The organism is Candidatus Methylobacter favarea (assembly GCF_902806695.1).
GTDB lineage: Bacteria > Pseudomonadota > Gammaproteobacteria > Methylococcales > Methylomonadaceae > Methylobacter_B > Methylobacter_B favarea.
The window spans coordinates 1-25,292 of the sequence record NZ_CADCXN010000069.1 but is presented as its reverse complement, the minus strand read 5'-3'; the positions used below and the strand labels follow the sequence as shown (position 1 = coordinate 25,292).

28 protein-coding genes and 1 pseudogene are annotated in these 25,292 nt (G+C 48.8%); 20 read left to right on the top strand and 9 right to left on the bottom strand.

Going from position 1 to position 25,292, the window contains the following annotated elements:
- The first annotated feature begins 29 nt into the window (after positions 1-29).
- Positions 30-938: a Fe-S cluster assembly protein NifU gene (gene nifU, locus HUX64_RS10595; RefSeq protein WP_174626208.1), complete on the top strand. Its 909-nt coding sequence runs from the start codon at positions 30-32 to the stop codon at positions 936-938.
- On the top strand, positions 935-2,140 hold the full coding sequence (nifS, locus tag HUX64_RS10590; RefSeq protein WP_174626207.1) for a cysteine desulfurase NifS: 1,206 nt from the start codon (positions 935-937) through the stop codon (positions 2,138-2,140). Before nifU ends, nifS begins: the two co-directional genes overlap by 4 nt.
- Positions 2,141-2,413: 273 nt before the next feature.
- Here nifS and HUX64_RS10585 read toward each other — a convergent pair whose 3' ends face one another.
- Entirely contained in the window at positions 2,414-2,752 is a 339-nt protein-coding gene (locus tag HUX64_RS10585; RefSeq protein ID WP_174626206.1) for a zinc ribbon domain-containing protein YjdM, read from the bottom strand.
- A gap of 617 nt (positions 2,753-3,369) precedes the next feature.
- Between HUX64_RS10585 and nifV the strand changes: the two genes are divergently transcribed.
- From nifV to HUX64_RS10515, 14 genes are all read left to right on the top strand, one after another.
- The gene (gene nifV / locus HUX64_RS10580) at positions 3,370-4,509 is read left to right on the top strand and encodes a homocitrate synthase (RefSeq protein WP_174626205.1); all 1,140 of its coding nucleotides are present in this window, start codon (positions 3,370-3,372) and stop codon (positions 4,507-4,509) included.
- The gene (locus HUX64_RS10575) at positions 4,506-4,652 is read left to right on the top strand and encodes a hypothetical protein (RefSeq protein WP_174626204.1); all 147 of its coding nucleotides are present in this window, start codon (positions 4,506-4,508) and stop codon (positions 4,650-4,652) included. Before nifV ends, HUX64_RS10575 begins: the two co-directional genes overlap by 4 nt.
- Positions 4,653-4,663: 11 nt before the next feature.
- Positions 4,664-5,440: a serine O-acetyltransferase gene (gene cysE / locus HUX64_RS10570; protein WP_246246991.1), complete on the top strand. Its 777-nt coding sequence runs from the start codon at positions 4,664-4,666 to the stop codon at positions 5,438-5,440.
- Entirely contained in the window at positions 5,441-5,974 is a 534-nt protein-coding gene (locus HUX64_RS10565) for a hypothetical protein (protein WP_174626202.1), read from the top strand.
- A gap of 108 nt (positions 5,975-6,082) precedes the next feature.
- Positions 6,083-6,397, top strand: a complete 315-nt coding sequence (nifW, locus tag HUX64_RS10560) for a nitrogenase-stabilizing/protective protein NifW (RefSeq protein WP_174626201.1) — start codon at positions 6,083-6,085, stop codon at positions 6,395-6,397.
- A complete protein-coding gene (locus HUX64_RS10555) occupies positions 6,394-6,873 on the top strand; it encodes a nitrogen fixation protein NifZ (RefSeq protein WP_174626200.1) in 480 nt (159 codons plus the stop codon). Before nifW ends, HUX64_RS10555 begins: the two co-directional genes overlap by 4 nt.
- A gap of 1 nt (position 6,874) precedes the next feature.
- Positions 6,875-7,765 (top strand): nitrogen fixation protein NifM, encoded by an 891-nt coding sequence (nifM, locus tag HUX64_RS10550; RefSeq protein ID WP_174626199.1) that lies wholly within the window; start codon positions 6,875-6,877, stop codon positions 7,763-7,765.
- Positions 7,755-9,035, top strand: a complete 1,281-nt coding sequence (gene clpX / locus HUX64_RS10545; RefSeq protein ID WP_174626198.1) for an ATP-dependent Clp protease ATP-binding subunit ClpX — start codon at positions 7,755-7,757, stop codon at positions 9,033-9,035. Before nifM ends, clpX begins: the two co-directional genes overlap by 11 nt.
- 136 nt (positions 9,036-9,171) lie before the next feature.
- Positions 9,172-9,786: a Grx4 family monothiol glutaredoxin gene (gene grxD / locus HUX64_RS10540; protein ID WP_174626197.1), complete on the top strand. Its 615-nt coding sequence runs from the start codon at positions 9,172-9,174 to the stop codon at positions 9,784-9,786.
- A gap of 103 nt (positions 9,787-9,889) precedes the next feature.
- Positions 9,890-10,423, top strand: coding sequence for a flavodoxin (locus HUX64_RS10535; RefSeq protein ID WP_174626196.1), 534 nt, complete (start codon positions 9,890-9,892; stop codon positions 10,421-10,423).
- Positions 10,424-10,456: 33 nt separating this feature from the next.
- A complete protein-coding gene (locus HUX64_RS10530; protein WP_174626195.1) occupies positions 10,457-10,822 on the top strand; it encodes a Rieske (2Fe-2S) protein in 366 nt (121 codons plus the stop codon).
- A gap of 12 nt (positions 10,823-10,834) precedes the next feature.
- Positions 10,835-11,272 (top strand): SoxR reducing system RseC family protein, encoded by a 438-nt coding sequence (locus HUX64_RS10525; protein WP_174626194.1) that lies wholly within the window; start codon positions 10,835-10,837, stop codon positions 11,270-11,272.
- Between the two features lie 14 nt (positions 11,273-11,286).
- Positions 11,287-11,586 (top strand): hypothetical protein, encoded by a 300-nt coding sequence (locus HUX64_RS10520; protein WP_174626193.1) that lies wholly within the window; start codon positions 11,287-11,289, stop codon positions 11,584-11,586.
- Positions 11,587-11,952: 366 nt separating this feature from the next.
- Entirely contained in the window at positions 11,953-12,219 is a 267-nt protein-coding gene (locus HUX64_RS10515; RefSeq protein WP_174626192.1) for a KGG domain-containing protein, read from the top strand.
- A 427-nt stretch (positions 12,220-12,646) separates the two neighbouring features.
- Here HUX64_RS10515 and cysC read toward each other — a convergent pair whose 3' ends face one another.
- The 5 genes from cysC to HUX64_RS10490 form a co-directional block, all read right to left on the bottom strand.
- On the bottom strand, positions 12,647-13,312 hold the full coding sequence (cysC, locus tag HUX64_RS10510) for an adenylyl-sulfate kinase (RefSeq protein ID WP_174626191.1): 666 nt from the start codon (positions 13,310-13,312) through the stop codon (positions 12,647-12,649).
- Between the two features lie 183 nt (positions 13,313-13,495).
- Complete coding sequence (locus HUX64_RS10505) at positions 13,496-14,323, bottom strand: ABC transporter permease (protein WP_174626190.1); 828 nt, start codon at positions 14,321-14,323, stop codon at positions 13,496-13,498.
- Positions 14,320-14,865: a dTDP-4-dehydrorhamnose 3,5-epimerase gene (rfbC, locus tag HUX64_RS10500; protein WP_174626189.1), complete on the bottom strand. Its 546-nt coding sequence runs from the start codon at positions 14,863-14,865 to the stop codon at positions 14,320-14,322. The genes HUX64_RS10505 and rfbC overlap by 4 nt, the downstream gene beginning before the upstream one ends.
- Before the next feature lie 53 nt (positions 14,866-14,918).
- Positions 14,919-15,347, bottom strand: a complete 429-nt coding sequence (locus tag HUX64_RS10495) for a GlcG/HbpS family heme-binding protein (protein WP_174626188.1) — start codon at positions 15,345-15,347, stop codon at positions 14,919-14,921.
- Between the two features lie 13 nt (positions 15,348-15,360).
- Positions 15,361-15,963, bottom strand: a complete 603-nt coding sequence (locus HUX64_RS10490) for an arylesterase (RefSeq protein ID WP_246246990.1) — start codon at positions 15,961-15,963, stop codon at positions 15,361-15,363.
- Position 15,964: 1 nt separating this feature from the next.
- On the opposite strand from HUX64_RS10490, the gene HUX64_RS10485 reads away from it, so the two are divergent.
- From HUX64_RS10485 to HUX64_RS10475, 3 genes are all read left to right on the top strand, one after another.
- Positions 15,965-16,657, top strand: a complete 693-nt coding sequence (locus HUX64_RS10485) for an ABC transporter ATP-binding protein (protein WP_174626186.1) — start codon at positions 15,965-15,967, stop codon at positions 16,655-16,657.
- Positions 16,658-16,764: 107 nt separating this feature from the next.
- Complete coding sequence (locus tag HUX64_RS10480) at positions 16,765-19,248, top strand: ABC transporter permease (protein ID WP_174626185.1); 2,484 nt, start codon at positions 16,765-16,767, stop codon at positions 19,246-19,248.
- 115 nt (positions 19,249-19,363) lie between these two features.
- On the top strand, positions 19,364-19,759 hold the full coding sequence (locus tag HUX64_RS10475; protein WP_174626184.1) for a glycine zipper family protein: 396 nt from the start codon (positions 19,364-19,366) through the stop codon (positions 19,757-19,759).
- A gap of 41 nt (positions 19,760-19,800) precedes the next feature.
- Here the strand turns inward: HUX64_RS10475 and HUX64_RS10470 are convergent, their stop codons facing one another.
- Positions 19,801-20,529 carry a tRNA1(Val) (adenine(37)-N6)-methyltransferase gene (locus HUX64_RS10470; RefSeq protein ID WP_174626183.1) on the bottom strand — a complete coding sequence of 243 codons (729 nt, stop codon included), beginning with the start codon at positions 20,527-20,529 and terminating at the stop codon, positions 19,801-19,803.
- A 44-nt stretch (positions 20,530-20,573) separates the two neighbouring features.
- Complete coding sequence (locus tag HUX64_RS10465; protein ID WP_174626182.1) at positions 20,574-24,617, bottom strand: hypothetical protein; 4,044 nt, start codon at positions 24,615-24,617, stop codon at positions 20,574-20,576.
- A gap of 223 nt (positions 24,618-24,840) precedes the next feature.
- Here HUX64_RS10465 and HUX64_RS20425 point away from each other — a divergent pair.
- Positions 24,841-24,934, top strand: a pseudogene (locus HUX64_RS20425) (IS5/IS1182 family transposase); the annotation flags it as partial.
- A 177-nt stretch (positions 24,935-25,111) separates the two neighbouring features.
- On the opposite strand, the gene HUX64_RS10455 reads toward HUX64_RS20425, so the two are convergent.
- A partial coding sequence (locus HUX64_RS10455) for a hypothetical protein (protein ID WP_217426502.1) occupies positions 25,112-25,292 on the bottom strand: 181 nt, incomplete at its 5' end.

Here is a 25,292-nt window from a genome sequence, read left to right as displayed (position 1 = left end):
AAGTTACAAGCTAATACGAGGATAAAGCCATGTGGGATTATTCAGACAAAGTAAAAGAACATTTTTTTAACCCCAAAAATGCCGGTGCGGTCGTGGATGCCAATGCGACAGGCGAAGTGGGTTCCATCAGTTGCGGCGATGCGTTGCGGCTGACATTGAAGGTTGATGATGACAGCGAAGTGATTCTCGAAGCGGGCTTTCAAACCTTTGGTTGCGGTTCCGCCATTGCTTCATCATCGGTGCTGACCGAAATTATTAAAGGCATGACGCTCGATGAAGCCTTAAAAGTGACGAATCAGGATATTGCCGATCAGCTCGAAGGCCTGCCGCCCGAAAAAATGCACTGTTCGGTGATGGGGCGCGAAGCGCTGCAGGCGGCGATAGCCAATTATCGCGGCGAAGAATGGAAAGATGACCATGAGGAAGGTGCATTGGTCTGTAAATGCTTTGCGATTGATGCGGTGATGATTGAAGAAATGGTCTGGGCCAATAAATTGCGCACCGTTGAAGATGTGACCAACTTTACCAAAGCAGGCGGTGGTTGCGCATCTTGCCATGAAGATATCGAAGCGATTCTGGAAAAAGTATTGGCGGAAAAAGGCGAAAAATTTGACCCGAATGCCGCGCCCATAGAGCAAACTGCAAAAGTCACGGCGATAAAAGCGCCATTGACCAATTTGCAGCGCATCAAGAAAATCGAACAGGTGCTGGAATCCTTAAGACCTGCGCTGATGGCTGACGGCGGCGATGTAGAACTGGTTGAAGTTATCGGCAACACCGCTTATGTCAACATGACCGGCGCGTGTAACGGTTGCCAGATGGCGGCGATGACGATTGCCGGAGTTCAACAGCGTCTAATGGAAGTGATGGGCGAATTCATAAAAGTCGTGCCGGCATCGGAAATGTCGAAACTGGTTAATATAGAGGCTGTGTCATGACCATTTATCTCGATAATAATGCTACCACCCGGGTTGATCCTGCCGTGGTCGATGTGATGATTCCCTATTTTCTTGAGCAATACGGCAATCCGTCATCAATCCATAAATTTGCCGATGGCGTAGCACGGGGGCTTAAACATGCCCGCGGCCAGGTTCAGTCCTTGATCGGCTGCGAACATGATTCCGAAATCATTTTTACGTCCTGCGGCACCGAATCCAACTCCACGGCGATTCTTTCCGCGATCAAGGCCCAGCCGAATAAAAAGGAAATCATTACCACTACGGTAGAGCATCCGGCCATTTTAAGCGTGTGCGAAAACCTTGAAAAAGAAGGTTACACGATCCATAGAATGCCGGTCGATAAAGCCGGACGCCTGAACCTGAATGCCTATAAAGATTTGCTGTCCGATCAGGTGGCGATTGTCTCGGTGATGTGGGCGAATAATGAAACCGGGACGATTTTCCCGGTCGTGGAAATGGCGTCCATGGCAAACGCTGCTGGGGTAATGTTTCATACCGACGCCGTACAGGCGGTCGGCAAGATTCCGATGATGTTGCAGGACACCAAAATCGATATGTTGTCAATATCGGGACATAAACTGCATGCGCCCAAAGGCATTGGTGTTTTGTATCTTCGCCGCGGCACGCGGTATCGGCCCCTACTGCGCGGCGGCCATCAGGAGCGGGGGCGACGCGCAGGAACTGAAAACAGCGCGTCCATTGTCGGTCTCGGAAAAGCCTGTGAATTGGCGCTGGAATATATCGAGTATGAAAACACTAAAGTCAAAGCCATGCGCGACCGTCTGGAACGCGGCATTACCGAGCAGATTCCCCATTGTTTTGTAACCGGCGATATGAACAACCGTTTGCCGAATACGACTGATATAGCCTTTGAATATATTGAAGGCGAGTCGATTTTGATGCTGCTCAATAAAGCCGGCATCGCCGCATCCAGCGGCTCGGCCTGCACCTCGGGATCGCTGGAGCCTTCGCATGTAATGCGGGCAATGGACATTCCCTACACGGCGGCGCACGGCACAATTCGCTTTTCCTTTTCACGCTATAACACGATGGCCGAAGTCGATAAGGTGTTGCAAGTCATGCCTGGCATCGTAGCCACCTTGCGCAAGTTATCGCCGTATTGGGAAGGAGACGGCCCTGCGGCAAATCCGGAGCAGGCGTTTCAACCGACTTATGCTTAAGTGCTACCGTTGATACACCGGAAATAGAATCTTGCAGCGGGTCAGCTTATTCAGGCGGTCCCTTTTAATTGCTTTTATCCTAAATACTGCTGCCAGGCGGTAAAACCTGTAACCTCATTTACATGATCTACATGCCGGTTTAACCCGTGAGTGAAACCGGCCCAATGCCGAGAACGGCAAAGACTAAAAAAACATTTTATTTACGCCGCATTCTTTGTGTAATGAGGTTATTTAAATGACGGGTTGGAAAATACTGCCGCCGGACTAGCGCCATTACGCTTTCTTTACAAATTCCGATTTCAGTTGCATGGCGCCAATGCCGTCAATTCTGCAATCGATATTATGATCACCATCAACCAGGCGGATAATCTTCACCTTGGCGCCCATCTTAATGACCGAAGACGAGCCTTTAACTTTCAAATCCTTAATCAATGTTACATTATCGCCGTCATTCAGCACATTGCCGTAAGCATCACGCACTACGAACCCTTCGGTCTGCGCCTCTGCCGCATCCTTAGGCCATTCATGCCCGCACTCAGGGCAAATAATCATATTTCCGTCTTCATAGCCGTATTCCGAGCTGCATTTTGGGCACTTAAGGGGATTGGTCATAATTTATCCTTTCTGGTGGGCCTGGCTGAATGCCAAGTGTTGGAGTTGCCCCTGAGGGAAAAGAGCAATAGGGTAACACAAGATTGTTGGGCGAGTTGCTCTAGTGCTTGCGTAGGCCGGATTAGCGGCAGCGTAAGCCCGGTTGTTTACTGATGTACAAGTGATCTACCAAGCTTTAACAATCCGATTTCGCTAAACCGGCGTCTTTAAACAATTTGCTTAGGAATTGGCTAAAAAATACTTCCTGAAAATAGCACGGTAAAGAGTATTTTTCTTCTTGCCTTAGAGGGTTGAGAGTTCTCATTGAACACCTCTTCAGTTTTTTGTTTGGGTCGACGGAAACTATACACTCCAATCTTCCTGTTTAAGCCAGGGTGCACTTCTTATATAAATCAAGAGCCATTATTATTTAAATAAACTGCATATTTTTCAGCGAAACTCAGACTTGTAATTTGTCAGTTTTCCTACAATTTTACTCTTAATCATTCGCATTGTTTGATATGACGTAAACTCTTCCGCCTACACTCCGCCTCCAGATCGCTATTTTCAAGCCTTAAACAGTTGGCAAGGGTTTTGCTTCCTCTCTATTGACAGCATTTTGATTAGATTAAAATCTTATGAAAACTCAAACTCGCCACATCATCATAGATGACACTACGCTCAGGGATGGCGAGCAATCTGCCGGCGTCGCGTTTTCGCTGGACGAAAAGCTCATCATTGCAGCGCAGCTCGCAGGCCTGGGCGTATCGGAACTGGAAATCGGCATTCCGGCCATGGGGCCTGTGGAACAGGAAGAAATCAAGGCGATTGCGGCATTGGGATTGCCAGCAAAGCTGCTGGTCTGGTCGAGAATGCGCCGCGATGATTTGCTTGGCAGTCTAGGCTTAAATGTGGATAAGATTGACTTGTCCATCTCGGCATCGGATCAGCATATTCAGCACAAGCTCAAACAAAGCCGGCAGTGGGTTTTAGATGCCATTACCCGCTGCGTAGATGAAGCGCGAAGCTTGAACATGGAGGTATGCGTCGGCATGGAAGACGCCTCGCGTGCGGATCCGGATTTTTTAATACGCATGGCTGAAACCGCACAGCGCGCAGGAGCCGGCAGAATCCGTTTCGCCGATACGGTAGGGATCATGGAACCTTTCGGCGTCTTTGAAATAATTAAAAAATTAAGGGCCGCAACGGATATGGAAATCGAAATGCACGCCCATGACGATCTGGGGCTTGCTACCGCCAATACGCTGGCGGCGGCATTGGCAGGGGCGACTCATGTCAATACTACCGTTAACGGGCTGGGAGAACGGGCCGGCAATGCCGCCCTGGAAGAAGTGGTAGTCGGCTTGAAGCAACTGTACGGTATCGAAACCGGCGTTGATTTATTCCATTTTTCCGCTTTGTCGGCATTGGTTGCCCATGCCTCGGGCGATGCGATAGGCAGCCGCAAGAGCTTGATCGGCAAGGATGTATTCAGTCATGAAGCCGGTATCCATGTCGATGGCTTGATCAAGGATCCGCACAATTATCAGGGTGTTGACCCTGCCATAGTCGGGCGCAGCCATCAACTGGTTTTAGGCAAGCATTCCGGCACCCAGGGGGTGATTCATGCCTACCGGCAAATGGGCATAGCGGTCACCCGAACACAGGCGCAAGCCTTATTAATCCAGGTCAGACGCTTTGTCAGCGATACCAAACAAACTCCCAAAGCGGTCGATCTCAACCGATTTCATCAAAATCTTCAGGAGAGACAGTTATGAATGAATATAGCGAACCACAAACATGCGAGCCGGAGATGAAGGACGAGTTGGAAATACCCGATCAGGACGATCGTTATCCCGGCTCATTCTTCAGAATACCGGGAATGCCTGTTCCGGGACAAACAGCCTGGAGTATTACCTGATGGTCAGGGTCATGTCTGATAATGCAACTGTCAATCCAGAACAACCGCTGGGTTTTTTGGGCCAATGGAAGGAAGATATTTATTGTGTTTTTGGCCGTGACCCTGCTGCGCACAGCGTTTGGGATATTTTGCTGACTTATTCGGGTGTTCATGCAGTGCTGGTGCACCGGATAAGTCACCGTTTATGGAAAGCGAACTGGAAATTGACTGCCCGAATCCTGTCCGCAATGGCCAAAATGTTTACCAGTGTCGAAATTCATCCGGGCGCAACCATCGGGCGCCGCTTGTTCATTGATCATGCGCTGGGCGTCGTAATCGGAGAGACGGCGGAAATTGGCAATGATGTCACGCTCTATCATGGCGTAACTCTGGGAGGTACCACCTGGAACAAGGAAAAACGTCATCCTACCCTGGGCAACAATGTGCTGGTGGGTTCCGGAGCTAAGATTCTTGGAGCCATTACCCTGGGCAATAATGTCCGTGTCGGCGCTAATTCGGTGGTCGTCAAGGATGTTCCGCCTTGTTGTACGGTAGTGGGCATTCCGGGGCGGGTTATTCAAAGCAAAGGCACCCAAATACAAAACCTGCGCGGCATTGATCTGAACCATCATTTGATTCCTGATCCGGTCGGCAGGGCTATTGCCTGTTTGATAGAACGGATTGATGAACTGGAAGCCAGGCAAATGGGAGGCAAAGTAACAGATGAAGAAATTTGTGATGTGTGTGAAGCGGAAAGCGTCTGCATTCCAAGAAAAGAAGGTCCGGTAAAGCTGGCCGCGGGAGCATAAATGGATCTGTTGGATTTTGAAGCACAGGGCTTGTATTTTGAAGAGCCCGAGGTTGCGGGGGTGAAAGCGTTAATAGCAGTCGCTGCAGAAAATTATGCCAATGGCGATGCCGAGCTGCCGTTACTGAAAGCTTATTTTCTTGCGCCTGAGTCGTTGAACGTACTGGTGGCGTTGAACCGTTTTTATTATTACCAGCACCGGCTCGAAGATGCATTGAATGCAACCCTTAAAGCCTTGGCTGTGATAAGACCTTTGATAGGTTTTCCCGAGGACTGGCGGGACTTGCAACCCAGCCATATTAATGGCGCCCCTGCGGCTTTATTAACTCAGGTCAGGTTGTATCTGTTTACCCTGAAAGCCATCGGCTTTTTAAATATGCGCATGGAGAATCTGGATTTGAGCCAGAGCATATTTGAAAAACTGGCGGCTCTGGACAGCAAAGACCGGATTGGCGCAAGGGGATTACTGGAACTGGTGGTCAAGCGTAAAGGCGAAGACCCAAAGTTTCTATTATCAGAGCAAGATCATGTTTAAAAAGATAACTGATTCATTACTGACCGTTAGCACTAATTATCCCGGCAATCTACCTTTTAATTCAGGATCTATCTTTAGTCTGCCCCCTTTAATTACCGGAGAAAAGCCATGAGTTTTGAAGAAGAAATGGAAGAGCTGGAATCTGCCGAAGACTTTTTACAATATTTTCAACTGGAATATGAGCCTGGCGTAGTGCATGTCAACCGCTTGCATATTTTGCAGCGTTTTCATGATTATATACAAAAAGCCGGTGATGACATGCCGGAAAATGAAATTCCGAAAAGGGCGGTTTATAGCAAATTATTGCAGAGAGCCTATCAGGATTTTGTCGAATCCGACGCCCAGACCGAAAAGGTTTTTAAAGTATTTGCGATGGGCGAACCGCAGACGGCATTTGTTTCCTTAAGCGATATAAAAACATGAAACCCGAACGCTTCGATGAAGGCCGGTTTGAATTTGGTGAAACGGTCCGGATAACCAGAAACGTCCGCAATGACGGCACCTACCCCGGCATGGAAACAGGGGCTCTATTGATTCGTCGGGGCAGTGTCGGCAATGTTATCGAAGTGGGCACTTTTCTCCAGGACCAGGTTATTTTTACCGTACATTTCCTGAACCCGGGACGCATGGTGGGTTGCCGTCTGGAAGAACTGATAGGGATTGAAGAACCCTGGAATCCCAGCCGCTTTGAGTTCAGAGACAAGGTGATTTGCACTATCGATTTGGCAATGCAAGGTAATATTTTGTTTGCAAAAGGCACGGAAGGCGAAGTTTTTAAGGTGCTCAGAGACAGTGAACTGATTCAATATCATGTCGCTTTTCAGGGCAGAACTCTGCAAGTGCCCGAGTCAGCGCTTGCCCCGGCGCACCCTGAGTCATTTCATGAACCGGAGCTTTGATATGACTGTAATTGAAAAACCTGCTCAGTTGGAAACTGACAATTTATCTTACAATTTATTAAGAGCGGCTTTACTCTTATTCAAAAAATCACCCGCTGAATTGGCGGAGGCCGAGTTAAACAAGGCAAAAATTCAGGCTTTAAATGAATTCAGGATTGAAAGCCGTGTGCTGAATGCGCCTGAAGCGGCGGCAGTGATTATTACCGAACAGGAATTGCGGCAGGCCTATCAGGAAATTCGCGGCCGTTATGACAATGAGTCTGCTTTTCTCGGCGATCTGGAAAAAAACCGGCTCGACACCGCGAGCCTGATGGCGGCACTGCATCGTCAGTGCAAGGTCAATACGGTGCTGGAGTTAATTGCCAGCCTTGCGCCCGCGATCAGCGAGGTCGAAATCGGCATCTATTACCATCTTCATGCCGATCAGTTCCATCTTCCTGAAAGGCGTGAAGCCTGCCATATCTTTATCAGTATCAATCCGGATTATCCTGAAAATACCTGTGAGACGGCTTTACTGCGTGCTCAGGAACTTGCTGGAAAACTGCATAAAAAACCGTATAAATTTGCCGATCTGGCGTTAAGGCATTCCGAGTGTCCTACTGCCCTGCAAGGCGGCGTTCTGGGCGCCGTATCCCGAGGCACGCTTTATCCGGAACTGGACGCGGTGCTGTTTAGTTTAAAACAGGGTGAAGTCAGCAATGTGGTCAAGTCGGAAATCGGTTTTCATGTGCTGCTGTGCAAAAGCATACAAAAGGCTGAAACTCTGTCTCTGGCAAAAGCCACACCGAAAATACGTCAGCTAATGAAAGAACGCGCCCGCCATACCTGCCAGCGTGCATGGATAGCCGGCTTACCGATACCTGAATCCGGGGAAAACAATCATGAGCAATAAAGATATCAAACACTGTTCATTTTGCGGCATTAATCAGTCTGCATCAGTACCTTTGATTGCCGGCGCCGAAGGCACTATCTGCGGGGCCTGCGTATTATTGGCGAACCAGGTCGTAACGAATTGGGGGCGGAAAAAAGAGCTTTCCGAAATGCAGGGCGCATTGCCTATCCCGGCAAAAATAAAAGCGCATCTTGATCAATACGTTATTGGTCAGGATCTGGCCAAGGAAATTTTGTCTGTTGCGGTTTATAACCATTACAAGCGTCTCAAGCACGAAAGCGGCGATGCCGGGCTGGGCGAATTTGACAAGGATGTGGAAATCGGCAAGGCCAACATTCTGTTAATAGGCCCTTCCGGTACAGGGAAGACATTATTAGCCAGCACGCTGGCGAAAATTGTCGGCGTGCCGTTTGTGGTGGCCGATGCGACAACACTGACGCAGGCCGGTTATGTCGGCGATGATGTGGAAAACATTCTGGTCAGGTTGCTCGATGTCGCGGAAGGCAATATGGCTAATGCCGAATGGGGCATCGTTTATATCGATGAAATCGACAAAATTGCCCGCAGTCCCGAACAGCAAACCGGAACCCGCGATGTCTCCGGCGAAGGCGTGCAACAGGCCTTGCTCAGGCTGGTCGAAGGTTCTCACGTCAAGATTTCCGGCAAAGGCCAACGCAACAAGGACGGAGAAGCAACAATTGATACGCGCAATATTCTGTTTATTGCCGGCGGCTCTTTTCCGGGCCTGGAAAAACATGTCGAAAAGCGTCTGGTGCCGGCCAATTCGGCAATCGGTTTTCATGCTGAAGTGAATAACCCTGCTGAAAAACCGGCACTGGAAGCCATGTTGAATGCGACTCAGCCCAGCGATTTACGGAAATTCGGTCTGATCCCCGAGTTTATCGGCCGTTTCCCCGTGCTGGCGCCATTGGAACCCCTCGATGTCGAGGCCTTGATTCAGGTGTTAACCGAGCCTAAAAATGCGCTGGTTCGCCAGTATCAGCAACTGTTTGCCTATGAAGGCGTGGAACTGACCTTTGAGCGCGACGCCCTGGTTGAAATCGCCCAAAAAGCCATGGAGCGGGAAACCGGAGCACGGGGTCTGCGCAGCATCATGGAGCAGATCCTCAGAAAAACCATGTTTGATATTCCCTCCGTCGAAGACATTGAGCAATGTATTGTTGATGCCGGTGTCGTTAAAGGGGAAGGCGAGATCAGATTGATAAAAAAGGCCGAAACCAAACTCAGGCAACAGGCCGGGCAGCAGTAAGAACTAACGTAGCCCGGATGTAGCTTTGCGGAATCCGGGATGAGTGTGGCACTAAATACCCGTATTCCGCTACGCTTCATTCATACGGGCTACTCCTGACCAGATAATAAATAGGTTTAATTTTAAAGAGACAGCCATGAGAACCGAAGACAAAATCTGCAAACAACTGGCGGCTAATCCGATTATCCTGTATATGAAAGGGATACCCGCGAATCCGCAATGCGGATTTTCAGCCAAAGCCGTGGGTCTGCTCAATGCGGCCAATATTCCCTACGCCTATGTGAATGTGCTGGAAGCGCCTTTTATCCGGGAAAAATTGCCGGGCATTTCCCGCTGGCCGACGTATCCTCAACTGTTCGTGAACGGAGAATTAGTTGGCGGCTGCGATATTATTGAAGCAATGTCCAACAACGGCAGCTTGTTACCGTTATTAACGGCCGCGGCGCCGAAAAAAGCGGAAGCCGCAAATGATGCATTAACTACCGGCGAAGTTGAGCAACTGGTGCGCCAGGGTATAACTGATGCAGACGTGATAGTTGAAGGAGAAGGCTGCGATTTAGTGATCACGGTGGTCAGTTCGCAATTTAGCGATTTGGCATTGGTCAAAAAACAGCAGCTGGTCATGGCAACATTAACTGGCCCCCTGGCGTCAGACAAACTCCATGCTGTCAGCGTTAAAGCGTATACTCCCGATGAGTGGCGGCATAGACAACGCAATCAGGAGACTGGACTGCTGCAAATACAGCATTAAAATGCCAACTACTAATGGTCCATGCCGATGCGAATTCATTCGCCGCATTACTCCTCTTTTTGTTAATTGTTAACGGCGTACACCGCTCCTTGGCGAGGACATCATGGCTAAAGTAGGTATTTTTTTTGGCACCGATACCGGCAATACCCGGCGCATTGCAAAAGATATTGCTACGGTTTTGACCGCAAAAATTGCCGCAAAACCGGTGAATATACGCAATGCCGCCGTGACCGATATGCTGGCGTATGATACCCTGATTTTAGGCACGCCCACTTATGGTGAAGGCCAACTGCCCGGTTTATCAACCGGCAATGCCACTGAAAGCTGGGAAGAGTTTTTACCGAAGCTGGCCGGGCAGGATTTCAGCGGTAAAAAGGTAGCGATTTATGGGCTGGGAAATCAAAAAAGCTACCCTGCAGAATTTGTAAATGCCATGTTCCATTTGTATGAACCGTTTAAACAATGCGGCGCGACTATGATTGGCGCATGGAATGCCGAAGGCTATAATTTTAAAAACTCTAAAGCAGTCGTTGATAACTGTTTTGTAGGCTTGGCTTTGGATCAGGAAAATCAGAAAGAACTGACTTCCGCAAGACTGGATAGCTGGTTAAAAATGCTTGCAAAGGCTTGGAATTAACAATTCGTTGCACCTAACCCATCAGGACTGGCCATGAGCAAACCCTTACAAACCCCGGCGTGTTCTCATCAAGAACTGCGCAAAACCAGCTATTTAACGCGGAAAATCCGTTTTAAAAAACAGCCGACTTCGGCCATCATTTTTGCTTTTGAAGACAGTGTCTATGCCTATATCAACCATTGTGTACACATGCACAGACCTTTAAACTGCGAACAGGACGCCATTTTTGATGAATCCGGCTTATATCTGCGCTGCTCCATGCACGGCTTTATCTTTGACCCTAAAACAGGCGCGTGCCAAAGCCCGCTTTGTTTTGGACAACGCTTGCAATCGCTATGTCTGGAAGAAATTGACGGCACACTTTATTTTGCCGGAAAGCATCTGACGCTTATCGATTGAAAGGTCATAGCGATGATAGAAGAACTCGCGGTAGTCGTGAAAATAGAAAACCATCAAGTCTGGGTCGAAAGCGGGCAAGCCGGCGCATGTGGCGGCTGCCGGCAAAAAGCATCATGCACCACGGATGTATTCGGCAGCGTTCTCAAGAAAAAGCCGGTGCCGGTCGATAGCGACATGCACCTAAAATCCGGCGATCAAGTCATCGTTGCTATTGATGAAAACCTGTTGCTACGCGCTTCCTTGCTATTGTATATGGTACCGATCATAGCCCTATTTACCGGTGCCGGCATTGCCGACTGGCTGCTGGAGAATAATGCCCGGTATGCAGAGTTATGGATTGCCGGCAGCGCCTTGCTGAGTTTTTTACTTAGCCTGTGGTTAATCAATAAAGCGCAGCATCTGTTGATACTGAATTATTACGCCCGACCCGTCGTCGTAAAGAAAGTTTAAGCCTGCGGACCGGCATGAATATCTGGGCTATTGATAAAGATGTTCCGCTTAAGCTCCTGTTATTGGAACTGGTGCATCGATACGGCGAAGATACCCTGGCATTAAACAATCAGGAGCAGCATTACCAGGCTATCGAGCTGGGAAGCCGTGACGAGCCTGGTCTTTCCGCCTATATCTACACCTTTGGCCAGAACGCAGGATGTTACGGCATAGACCTGAAATATCCCATTTTTGCCCATACTATCACCGGAGAAAATGAGAACCTGACCCTGGAGCAAATAATAGAGATACTCTCTGTTCATCTTTTTTCTTGAATCCTGAACTTCATGAATCAGGAATCACCCACCTTTGCCAGGATAAGAACCATCCGGCAGATTTTCCCAGCCCCGCTATTTACTTTTATATCAATGTCATAAACTCTGGCGTTGCAATTGTGAAACAACAGCGATAAATAACTCGGGTTTCACCTGCTCTGCAATGGCGTTGATTCTTGTGATTTGCGGCGCAAGAAATTCGGATCTGCAACCTTTTACTTATGTGTCCTGCCGTACGGAAGCGGTTGCAAGCATTGTTGTATTTTATAATTACTTCTTTGGGAAGAAAAAGAAGAAATGCCTTTTGATCGCATTTTACAGAAGGCACTCAATAATACTTAAATTTATATGTGTGAGGAAAAGATCATGACTCAACAAAAACAATCAGCGAACGATAAAAAAGGCTCCACGGCAAAGCGGGGTTTTGCTTCAATGGACGAAGAGAAACAACGGGAAATTGCCAGTAAAGGAGGGCATGCCGCTCATGAAAAAGGCAGTGCTCACGAATTTACTCCGGAAGAAGCAAGAGAAGCCGGTCACAAGGGCGGCCAAGCCGCCCATGAAAAAGGCAGTGCTCATGAATTTACTCCGGAAGAAGCAAGAGAAGCCGGCCACAAGGGCGGTAAGAAATAGCGTTTAGTCCCGGCTGCAGGCACCAGTCCCCCTGATTTAATTTTTCTGATTGGACCTGCAGCGACATTTCCTCTTCGATACACTTATTATTGGATCAAGGCGGAATCAGTTCGAAATTAACCGTTATCTCGCGAGAGTTTAAGGTGAGACTTAAGCTCTTGCAAGCTCGAGATTAGCGGCATTTCTAGTTCAACGACAATAAGATCCTGCTTGCCTCCGCTAAAGCGGTAAAAGGTCATGACAAGCAGGCAGGGCATCAGGACCAACAAAAAATCAAGGGGACATTCAACCTGTTTACATTTTCCGATATAAAATGATCAATGGAATTAATGATAGTCCTTACCTATTGAAAGAGCTTTGCCAGGAGCTTAAAGTAGGTGCGCATAACTGGACGTAGTATAAATCAAACGATTTATCCATCAGTCCTTTACCCCTTGAAATTACAATTCGGAACGTTCGGTACAAGAGCAAACCCGGAACTATTAACAATGTCACGGCGCATCATTTCATCTATTACCTGCTGTACACAAGCCGGCAATTTTGCCGCGCCGGTGTTAACAGTGAGTTCAGGAGTTGGCGGCGCTTCATAAGGAGAGGAAATGCCGGTGAATTCGGCAATCTGTCCTGCTCGGGCTTTTTTATAGAGGCCTTTGGTATCACGGCTTTCGCAAACCTCGATGGAAGTATCGCAATAGATCTCAAGAAAATCGCCCTTCCTAACCATAGCGCGCACGCGTTCACGGTCAGCTTGATAAGGTGAAATAAAAGCGGTCAGCACAATGATTCCTGCTTCCATGAAAAGTTTAGCCGCCTCACCAATGCGGCGAATGTTTTCCTGCCGGTCTTTAGCTGAGAAAGCCAGATCGCTGCATAACCCGTGGCGCACATTATCGCCATCCAGTACAAAGGTGCGGCAGCCGCCTTGATGCAAAGTTTCTTCGACGGCATGAGCAAGAGTGGATTTACCCGCGCCGGATAAACCCGTAAACCAGATAATGGCGCCGCGATGCCCATTCTGCGTTTCGCGGCGCACGCGTGTGACCGTGGCATGATGCCAGACGATATTGGTTGAAGCCAAAGGTTTCGTAGTCATATATTAAATTGATTATAATCTTGTTTACAATTGCAACGGGGCGGATTTACCGAAATCTCCGCCTTTATAGCCGATAAAGATGCCCTATTTAACTTTTGGTTTTATCTACAGCCATGTAGGGAAAGCTCCGGCTGAAAAGTTATTCAAAAATTATCACAGTAAATACTTGTCAACCCTGCCTCGTCACAAAACATCGGCAAATCCCTTTCTGGTTTTTTGAAACCAGGCGTAGCCTGCCCAGGCCACCATAAGAGCCGCGCCGGTATATATGCCCAAACCGGCCCAGTCGGGCAAGCGGCCCCAGATAAGCACTTCACGCGCCTGTTCAATTATAAAGGTGAGCGGGTTGGCCATGATTATTGGCCGGTATTCCTCGGGCAGCGCAGTGACGGGAAAAAATACCGGCGATAGAAACATCATGACGGTAGTAACCAGGCCGATGGTTTGGCCCACATCGCGCAAAAATACACCCAAAGAGGCAAGCATCCAGGCAAAGCCAAGACTCAGGATGACCAGCGGCAGCAGGATCAAAGGGATAAAAACCGCCGTCCACTGCACATAACTGTTGAAAATGGCGAAGGCAGTCAGCAATACCAGCAGGCTGACCAGACTATGGAACAATGCTGCGCCCATGGTAATTGTGGGCAGAATCTCCAATGGAAAAACCACTTTTTTAACATAATTGACATTGGCAAGAATCAGCCCCGGCGCTCGGTTGAGCACTTCGGCAAACAGGCCGTGAACAATCATTCCGACAAACAGAACCACGGCAAACTGGGTCTTGCTTTCATCGCCGACGCCCCAGCGGGCTTTGAATACTACGGAAAAAACGAACGTATAAACGACCAGCATGAATACCGGGTTGAGAAATGACCAAAGCAAACCCATCACGGAGCCTTTATAGCGGCCAACTACTTCACGCCTGGTCATTTGCATGATGAGCTGGCGATTACGCCAGAGGCTGCGAGCCAGCGCGGCCAGTGAAACGGGCTGAGACGCATGCGGGTTCATAAAAAAACCTCGGCCTGCGCTAGCGGCAAACCGGCGTTGTCTTTAGCTGAAAGCCGGGGTTCTTCCTGAATCGGCCAGTCTATAGCGAGGTCGGGATCATTCCAGATAATACTGCGCTCAAATTCAGGGGCATAATAATCGGTAGTTTTATAAAACACTTCAGTAGCATCGCTCAAAACTACGAAGCCATGAGCAAAACCGGGCGGCACCCATAATTGAGTGTGATTTTCTTCATTCAGCTCCACACCCACCCATTGTCCGAAAGTAGGCGATTTTTTGCGCATGTCAACGGCCACATCAAATATTGACCCGCGCACCACGCGAACCAGCTTGCCCTGCGGTTGTTGGATCTGGTAATGCAAGCCGCGCAATACGCCTTTGGCCGAACGGCTGTGGTTGTCCTGCACAAACCATACATTAAGCCCGGTAGCCTTATTGAAAGCCTGCTGATTATAGCTTTCCAGAAAGAAACCTCGGCTGTCGCCGAACACCTGGGGCTGAATAATAAGCACTTCCGGAATGCCTAGCGTCGTTACTATCATTTCAATCCCCTTTTTATACCCGCAAATTTCTGCAATGAATTATTAACTTTCAATCATACCCCCGCTACAAAGCCTGCCGATTCTATGCCGGCAATCGCGCAGCGCTCATCCTGATCTGAAACATCCCCACTGATTCCGACCGACCCGATAATATTATTTTCGGCATTGCGGATCAGAACGCCCCCCGGAACCGGCATTATTTTCCCATCAGCCATGCCTATCAATGCATTCATGAAATTCGGCCGGTGCTCCGCCACGCCTGCCAAGCTTCGGGATGATATGCCCATGCTTACCGCACCCCAGGCTTTTGCCGTGGCGATTTGCTGTCTGATCATGGTCGCGCCATCCTCTCTTTGCATGGCTTTTATATGACCGGCCGTATCCAGAACAACCACAGTTAAGGGCGCCATATTTAATTCCCTGGCTTTGCCAATGGCTTTTTCTATAATTTTGTTGGCGTTCTTCAAGGTTAATAATGTCATATTCAAGTCTCTGTTATTTTAATAGGGGCATCAGATGCGGCCATACCTTATCAGCAATAATCTGCTGTGCTTTCAGATTGGGATGCAAGCCATCCTGCTGCATTAATTCCTTTATCAGAGCGACATCTTCCAGGATAAAAGGAATATAGGGGATGTCCAATTCCGCCGATAACTGCGGATAAACGTCATAGAACATATCCACATAGCGCTTGCCGTAATTGGGCGGTATTTTCATGGCGAGTAATAACACTTTGGCGTCGGCTTTCTGCGCGCGCCGGACAATTTCGGCAAGATTGTTTTTCATAACCTTGGGCGGTATGCCGCGCAGCCCGTCATTACCGCCCAGTTCAAGTAAAACGATCTCCGGTTGATGCCTGGCTAAAACCTTATCTATACGCGCCAGGCCGCCTGCGGTAGTATCGCCGCTAATGCTTTCATTATGAACGGCATAGCCGCTGTTTTTTTCCTTCAGTTTGTTTTGAACCAAAGAAACCCAGCCTCGTCCTACTTCAATTCCGTACTCGGCACTGATACTATCTCCCAAAACCACAATTGATTTGGCCATAACAGTCATAGACATTAACGCAATTATCACGGCAAAAAATAATCGGATCATTATGCAAACTCAAGCAGAATTATTAAAGCACATTATAGTAACAGAAAGCCTGGGTAAATCGGTTAGCACTTCCGAAGGAACTTTGCATATCTTGTCATCGATAGATTTGATAATCAATTGTGGCGAAAGTATAGCCATTGTCGGCGAATCCGGCTCGGGAAAATCCACATTAATAAGCCTGCTGGCGGGGCTGGATACGCCCAGCAACGGCACCATAATTCTTAATGGACAGTTGTTAACCGGCATGGATGAAGACGGCAGAGCGGCCATCCGCAATGAGCTTATAGGTTTTGTATTCCAGTCTTTTCAATTGCTGCAAGGACTTACGGCGCTGGAGAATGTCATGTTGCCATTGGAGTTAAGCGGGGATAGAAATGCCAGACTCTCAGCAGCTGCGTTATTGGATAGAGTCGGTCTGTCGCATCGTTTAGCGCATACGCCGAAACAACTTTCCGGCGGCGAACAGCAGCGCGTGGCATTAGCCAGAGCGTTTGTCACCCGGCCCTCCATTCTTTTTGCCGATGAGCCCACGGGCAATCTCGACAGTAAAACCGGTGAATATATTATTGACTTGCTGTTCGAACTTAACCATGAAAACAACACCACGTTGATTCTCGTGACCCATGACCAAGTCTTGGCTAGCCGCTGCCAGCGCACTATCAAGCTGGATTCAGGAAAAATCGTAAGTAATTGACAATATTTATTTTCGCTACGAAGCACCCGAAATAATGCACCACGAAACTTCGTGCCCTTGGTAGTTACTATATTTTGGTTTTGCCAATAATTTTATGAGCACTTAATATGAACCGCTTTAATCTTGCCCTGCGCCTGTTGTGGCGCGACAGCCGTTCCGGCGAATTAACCATACTGGTGCTGGCTTTAATTATTGCTGTCACCAGCTCAACTGCAATTGCAGTGTTTGCCGATCGCCTGCAACGCACTATGGCGACTCAGGCGGCGGAATTTCTGGCTGCCGACCTGGTGATAGCCAGTCCGGCAACGCTGCCTGCGGACTGGCTGGACAAGGCAAAGCAACTTAATCTGACGCAATCGCAAACGGCTGAATTTTCCAGTGTTGTGATTGAAAATGACGAACTGCTATTGGCCGGCATCAAAGCCGTTAGCGCTAATTATCCCTTGCGCGGTTTTTTAAAAATCACGGCATCGGATTATCGGACTGAAACAGCCGTGCAAAAAGGCCCGGCGCCAAGCACGGCCTGGGTTGAAAAACGCGTTTTATCGACGCTAAAGCTCAAGCTGGGCGATCCTTTGAATGTCGGCGAAAAAAAACTGACAGTCAGTAATGTCATCACTTATGAACCCGACAAACGCGGCGACTTTTACAGCTTTTCTCCCCGCATCATGATCAATGAAGCTGATCTGCAGGCGACTGCAATCATACAGCCCGGCAGTCATGTCCATTACTTTTTCCAATTTACTGGCGAAACCGGGGCGCTGGCCGAATTCAGCCGCTGGATCAAGCCGCGGCTGAATCCCTCCCAGCGCATTATGGATATTCATGAAGACCGTCCGGAACTGGGTTCAGCCTTGAGCCGCGCGGAACGCTATCTGGGCTTATCCAGCATTGTCGTGCTTTTGATTGCCGGCGTCGCCGTCGCCATGGCGACCCGCCGGTATACGGAACGGCATTTTAACGCCACCGCCATTTTGCGCTGCCTGGGCTGTAAGCAGCGGGAAATACTCTGGCTTTACAGCAGTCAGTTTATAGTATTGGGCACATTGGCCAGCGCCATGGGCTGTCTATTGGGCTGGTTTGCGCAGGCAGCGCTATTTCATCTATTAAAAGATTTATTGCCCAGGCAAATCGCCAATCCCGGCTTATTGTCTATATTTTTCGGTTTTATCATCGGCATGGCGGTTTTATTGGGCTTCGCCCTGCCGCCCATCCTGCGCCTAAAACAGGTTTCGCCGCTGCGCGTGTTGCGCCGTGAAGTGGAACCCTTGCCCAGCAGCGCCTGGCTGGTGTATGGCTTGGCTAGCGCTATTATCGCGATATTAATTTGGCGGTATACGAAGGATATTAAAATGACGGCGACCATTATCGGCGTCGGCTTTATGACATTGCTGGCCCTAGCTGGGCTGGTTTACAGCCTGCTGGCTTTAGCGCGAAAACTATTGCCGCGGATAAGCCTGATCTGGCGCTTTGGATTACAGGGACTGCTGCGAAACAGCCGCAGCAGTGTTAGCCAGATACTGGCTTTCAGCATTACGCTGGTGGCCATGGTGCTCAGTTTTACCGTACGCAATGATTTAATCGATAACTGGCAAAAACAATTGCCCGAAAATGCCCCTAATCATTTTGCCCTTAATATTTTTCCCAAGCAATTACCGGCATTTAAACACGATATGGAGCAAGAGCAGATCAAGAGCAGTGAGTTTTTCCCTGTAGTCCGGGGCCGTCTCGTGGAAATTAATAACATACCGGTACAACATATTGTCACCAAGGATACTCAGGGAGAAAACGCTACCCATAGAGAGCTCAGTCTTACCTGGACACATAAGCTTCCCGAAGATAATAAAATTATCGCCGGCGACTGGTGGAGCTCTGAGCAGCCCGGGAGCGTTTCAGTCGAAGAGAAACTGGCTGATAGCCTTAAAATAAACCTTAACGATCAATTAATATTTACTGTCGGCAGTCAACAAATTAAAGCAACCGTATCCAGCATCCGCAAGCTTCAATGGGATACGATGAGACCAAACTTCTATATGATTTTCTCTCCCGGCACCCTTGATGCCTATCCGAGCACGTATCTGACCAGCTTTTATTTGCCTGAAAAACAAAAAAATTTTTTAAACACATTAGTCAAAAAATATCCCAGCACCACTATTCTGGAAGTCGATTTAATTTTACAGCAGTTTAAAACCATACTGGCCCAATTAACCCAGGCTATTAATTACCTCTTGTATTTTGCCTTGATGGCCGGTTTTACGGTTTTGTTCGCGGCCGTTTATTCCACCCTGGATAGCCGCATTCAGGATGGCGCTTTAATGAGAACGCTGGGCGCCAAGCGCTCCTTTTTAAGGAAAACTCACGTGATTGAGTTTGGCTTGCTGGGACTGATTGCCGGTGTGTTATCGGTAGTCATTTCAGAAGCCATTATTTATACCTTGTATACTCAGGTCATACACATGGATTACAGTCCCAATTTATATGTCTGGGGATTATTGCCGATAACAGGCGCTTTATTTGTTGGGCTGGCAGGCTATTGGGGAGTTACGGACGTCGTAAATAAAGCACCTCTGCGGGTATTAAGGGAACTGTAATAGGGCGTTACCAAGACAATATTCATGCTTTATTCATAAATTTTAGCCTAAACTTAAACAAACAATTGAAGGTCTAATTTTTTGTTTTCTCAGTAACTAATGAAGGTAAAGAAAGATGAAAAAACTAACAATCAGCATTGCTTTGATAGGCAGCATTCTGGTTTCAGGCTGCTATAGCTATGGAGGATGGACACCCACCGTTGATGCCTATAATGATCCGAATGCTTATCGAATTAACCAGGATATGGCCGAATGCAGGCAACTTGCCGGCCACGCTTCGGGTGGAGCAGCCAAAGAAACCGCTATAGGCGCAGGCGTAGGCGGTCTGATCGGTGCAGCCGGCGGCGCGATTGTAGGCGCCTTTACCGGCAATCCGGCCAGTGGAGCAGCCATAGGCGCGGCTGCAGGCGGTTTCGGGGGCGGGGCTAACCAGGGGCTCAGCTCTGAACAGCAATATAAAAGAGCCTACTCCAGCTGTATGAGAGGCCGCGGGCACCGCATAGTTAACTGATTCGGCTAACGTTTAATCCAGGCAACGCAGGGAAGCGTTGCTTATTGTTGCGCCTGCCGCCCTGGGGAGAAGCGCAGCAGAAATTTCCCCAAATAACGTTCACTTTCTTTCGTATACATTCCCACGGATTCATAAACCGTCAGTAACCTTGCTGTAATCCCGGCAACTGTGCGACTGAAAGTAAGCGCCGAGACTTTAGCCCTGGTATGGGCATAGCCGCGATAGTCAATTCGATTGATCAGATAAAACCCCTCCGCCAATGCCAGAGCGGAAAATTTTTCTACAGCAGAAATGGGAATCAGCACATACAACAAACCCTGTTCAGCCAGTAATTTACCGGCACTGCTGATTAAATCAGAAAAAGATAATAGATCAGTATGTCTGGCGGCATTTCTAAGTGAAGCTGTCGTCTTGCTGTGATTAGCGAAAAACGGCGGGTTGCTCATTATCAGGTCATATTGACTGTCCGCAGCTAGAGCAAAACCTTGAATATCCTGATGAACTGCCTCAATACGATGCGCCCACGGGCTCAAATTGAAGTTAATGCCCGCCTCTTCATAAGCCTCCTGAGTTAACTCCACGCCTGTAACCTTCGCGGCTCCCAGTTGAGCGGCCATTAACGCAAGCACGCCGGTACCGGTACCGATATCGAGCACCCGGTCGCCAGGATGAAGCGGCGCCATAGCGCCGAATAAAACGGCATCCGTGCAGACTTTCATGCCTGATCGTTGCTGCAAAACTGAAAATTGCTGAAAGCGGAAAGTTGACATGCTGCAATTGTTAATAATGTTGGTTTATAAACTGCTTTCTAATGCTATTTCTGCTCCTGCTCAACTACTAGGGCTTTCCTTTTAACTCCTTTTTTCCATAGACCGTTAGCTGAAAAACATGCCCAGCCCCATTTCAGCCAATCGAGTAATGAGACTGCCAGCCACAGCGACCAGGCCAGCATCAATAATCGATAGGTAATTAGCGGTACTGAAATAACACTTGCTGTCGGCAATGTTGATGGGCTTCTGTCCTGATACCAGTTTAATAAAGTTGCGGAAGACTGGTTGCCGGTAATCTGCATTTCGGGCGAACCCAGCAAGCCCTGTTCGACAGCCAAAAACAGCATCGCCAATGAGATTATTGTTAAAGCAGCGATAATAATTTGCAGCGCATTAAAATATTCTGCTTGGGCGACAGACTGCTGAGCCCGCCAGCCTAATAATATTAACCAAGCAATAACGACGCCTGCCGATTCAATGGGTATCTGGCTAAGTCCGACCAGTAATAAAAACCACTGCCAGCTTCTTAAGGGGGTCAGCCGGATTTTGCCCAAACCCAGCGATAAAATAAAAATAACGATCAGCACGCCCCAGAATAAAACGGCTGGGCCGAATTTTGGCCCGAAGGTAAATAATACCCAGCGATCCTGGCCTAAGCCGATACTCAGATTAGTATTAACACTTGCCTGGCCTAAATCAAGCAGAGGCGTGGTTATGACGCTACTCACGGCTGTTGCCTGCCGCCAGTTAATTGAAATGTCCTGCTTGCCGGGGTTAACCGGCACTGTGAGTTTTCTGCCTTCCTGCCGGATTGGCTGAGTCTGACCATTGATGGCTACCGATTGCAGCACTGCTTTTTCCGGTAAGGTAAGCGTGTGCTGCATACCCTGGGAGCTTCTCAGGCTGATTTTCAAGTCAGCGTCCTGTGTGCGCTGCCCGGGTTTAATGCCTAGTATGCTGCTATCGATGGTCAGTGTCTGACCTTCTACAGCATCGGGCCGGGTTATGTGCAGGGTGATTTTTTCGCCCGGCCAGGGATGCCATTCCGGCAGCCATCGGGCATCACTATTCTGGTGAATTATAGGAATGCCTGATGTTTCAATATGCCAGATCGGGCTGACATCGGCTTTCCAGACTTCGATCCACTGATTCGTTTGGGCGGCGGCAAGATTAATTGTCTCCGACTTTTTCAATACCGATTCCCATTGCATAAAGGTTTGCTGGGCCGGCATATTAATTTCGGCTTTACCCTCCTTAACGCGAATGCCCGGCGTAGTAACCGCTTCACCCGGCAGCAAAGGCACGCTTAATAAAACCGCTGAATCGGGAGGAGAAATGCGGGTAATTTGCGTAATAATGCGCCAATCCAGCCCCAGTTGCAAAGTGCGTTCGAGTCTGACAAAGGACGGCAAAACCCCGGAGCCCGGCACAGATTTGCTGTCCTCATCTTTAGCCTGGTTCATCCGGCTGAATTGCAAAACATTATCAGCCTGGCCATTTTCCTCTACGCCAATAACCTGCCATCCGCTGCTTTCCAGGGTTACATGATGCGGCTTTAAAGGTAAGGGCAAGGTAAATTCAGTTAATGAAGGCGTTGCCCCTCTGAGCACAACCTGATGTTCGCCCTCGCTCAGGTTAATCCACAAACCCGTGTGATTGCGATATAGCCCTTGCGCCATTTCGCCGTCCACAATGACCTGATCGGGAAACCATTGTTCGTATTCTGCAGGTAAAGGCACGGCTACCGATTGCTGCGCATGAATTTTTAGGGTAATAGCTATCTCCTTTTCGGTAATAGCCATTTTCATCTGCGGAATCTGAGCACAGCCCGGCAAACAATCGGGCGCTTCCAGCAGCCTGTTTTTCAATTCCTCCAACAGGGCCCGGTCCGGAAATTGGGCATGAACATTCTGTGACGGCATGGACATCAGCGGCAACAGCAAAAACCATAATAATAAAGGCATGGCTGTTTTAAGCTTGAACCTGAATTTTTCAGCTATGCCAAACATCAACAAGGCCAGCGCAACCACTAAAGCAACCCGGATAAAATTCAGCAGCAAGGTCATTACTGGCGAGAGATACCATAAATGCAGCTGTTGCTGAGCATCAACCGAGCCATTCCATGACAATAACACTTTATGCCATTGCCATTGAGGCAGACCCGGGCCTGTCTGTATTTTGGCGGTCGGATCTATGCGCTCAAAATTCACTGCGCTTTTACCTATGCCGGCCGCATATTTGCGCTCCTGCAAGCCGGACATTGACTTTCTCATCACCTGTTCCGGCATGACGGCACTGTCCGCCGCCGGCGCGGGCACTGCTTCCGTGGCCGGATATTCGGGCATAATGATAGCTTGCCACGGCTTTTCGAGTTGCGGATAAAGTCCTGTGCGTATCTGATCGACCATAAAAGGCACGGTAATAAGAACCAGCGCCAGCCAGGAGGCATTGCGATACCAGCTCATGAATTTAAGGAATTTCCCTTGCGGCAACACTTTAATCAACGCTGTCGCGGCCAGAATGTTCAGCCAGACGAAATGGGGCGCACCCGGCTCATGCCAGATAATAGCCAGGGTCATCAGGGCAAACAGTCCCCAATAGACATTCCATAGCCTGCCGGTTGCCAGCGCCGCAATCAGGACCAGAAATAAATCCAGCAGTGTCCAGCGGGAAATCCAGCTGTCCGGCACATTATCGACGCCGCTGGCTGCCAGTAAACGCCAGCCCGGGGGCAGGTTCAGTTCGGCGCTGACATTATGGAAGCTTTGTTCCCAGCCTACCGCGCTTATGGTGCTGATATTGCCCGCATTACGGCTGTCGGCATCGAGCGCTATCAAGCCTTTTCTGACTTCCACACCCTGTTTGGCCGTTCCGGTTTGCCGGGTAATAAGCTGGCTGTTGCCGTCCAGGGTTACTTTACCCAACTGCGTTTGCGGCAGCGCATTAAGCCGCCAGCCACTGGTCATTTTGCCGCTGATCCTGTCATTGACGGTATAGCCTTCGCCGTTAAAATCCAGCCACAGCTTCCGGGTCAAGTTAAGCTGATTAGGTTCAGGCTCGGGATCACCTCTACGTATCACTTTAAATCCCAGCGCCTGTCCCTGCCCGATTTTATAGGCGGGCAGAGATTTCCACTCCGCCGGTAAATTGGTTTGAGCGGCATCGATGGCGTCAAGCTGCTCAATTTCAACGACGCGCAGCTGCGGACGCGCATCAAATACCCAGATTTCTGATTTCGGCCAGTCCTTAGTGTCGACAGTTAAAGGGATAGACTGCAATTCATTTGCACTTCTGGCCACTATGTCAAGCTCCCAGCGACCCGGCCGAAGTTGCAGCAATAACTGTCCATCCGGCTCCAGACGGGCTGGTAATGGACTGTATAAGCCGAGCGGGATAAATTCGTCCAGGATCGGCTTGGCCAATTTCACTTCCCTTTGTTCGCCTGAAACTTCGAGGACCAGACGGGTTACAACCTGCAGCGGCACTTCATCAATAATTTTTCTGAACACTTGAATATCAAGACTGTTTTGAAGGCTTTCAGGTTTTTTTTGACCTATTTCGCTTTCTTTTAACCATAGCTGCCCGTCCCTGATAGCCGGGGTCTGAATGACCATGCCATTGATTTTCAGGCTAACAAGACCCGTATCAACCGGAATGCTTAAGTTGTCCGGAATAGCATGCCATAAAAATCCGCCTTTGATCTGGTAGTAGCCGGCTGTCAGTTTAATTACAGGAACCCCGTTTCTATCCATAACCGGCGCGGTCTTGTTATTGACGGTTACATTAAGCGGCCAGTTTCTACTATCTCCCGGCAAATTGATCCAGCTGTCCTGATATACCTTCCATGTGATTGAAAAAATACCTTTTTCAGGTGTTAATTCCATCTGCGTTTGCGTTGGCCAGCTGCAGCGTTTTTGTTCATAACTGTTATAAATAAAAGGGCAGCCAAGTTCAGGATTATCCTGCAATACCCAGTTGACCCAGGGTTTAAGAGGTTCGGGCACCTGTTCCAGCGATAACGGTTTGGCTAAAGTAACCGATGAAAATAGTAAGGCGCTTAATAATAATATCCGGACTAACCGGCTCATGAGGCACTCCTGATATAGTTATAATCCAAGACAACACAAGAAAGTATACGGATAACATTCCGTTGCCGGAAGTTATCTGTCTATTCCTGCGTCTATTCTATTTTCTTTATAGCCTCATTATCCGCCGATGTTCCTGATTTTTATGGGTTTAGTTTGCTTATTAAAGCTTATTTTCCATTAAGAGCCTGTTCAATATCTTCTAAATATGTTTGATAACAGGGGCATGAGAAAAGTGTATCCCAGCGACATCAATCGAGAACAATTTGAACAGCTCAGGCCATTGCTGGAAAGTGCCGGCAAGAAAACGCGTTCCCGGACTGTCGACCGGTACAGCGCAGGCTGCCGAGCGATGTGCCGAACTGGCGCGGCTTGACTCAAACCGGGGCGCAGCGCCAAGACGAGCTTGTGCATCGTTGATGCTCAACGCGTCACAAACACGGATGGCGCCAGAGATAAAGCTTAGGAGGCCGGCAAAAGGTAACGGGCCTCAAGCGTCATATCTTTGTTAATAGCCAAGCTTTGCCGCCTGCGATAGCCGTCACCACGGCCTGTTCGGCGACAATTACCCTGTCCGGTTCAACGACAACTATCTTGACCGGTTGACCGATATGTAGGACAACGGTGGATTTCAATTTATTTGGAGTCAACCCTTGCCTGGAAAACGTATCACTCAAC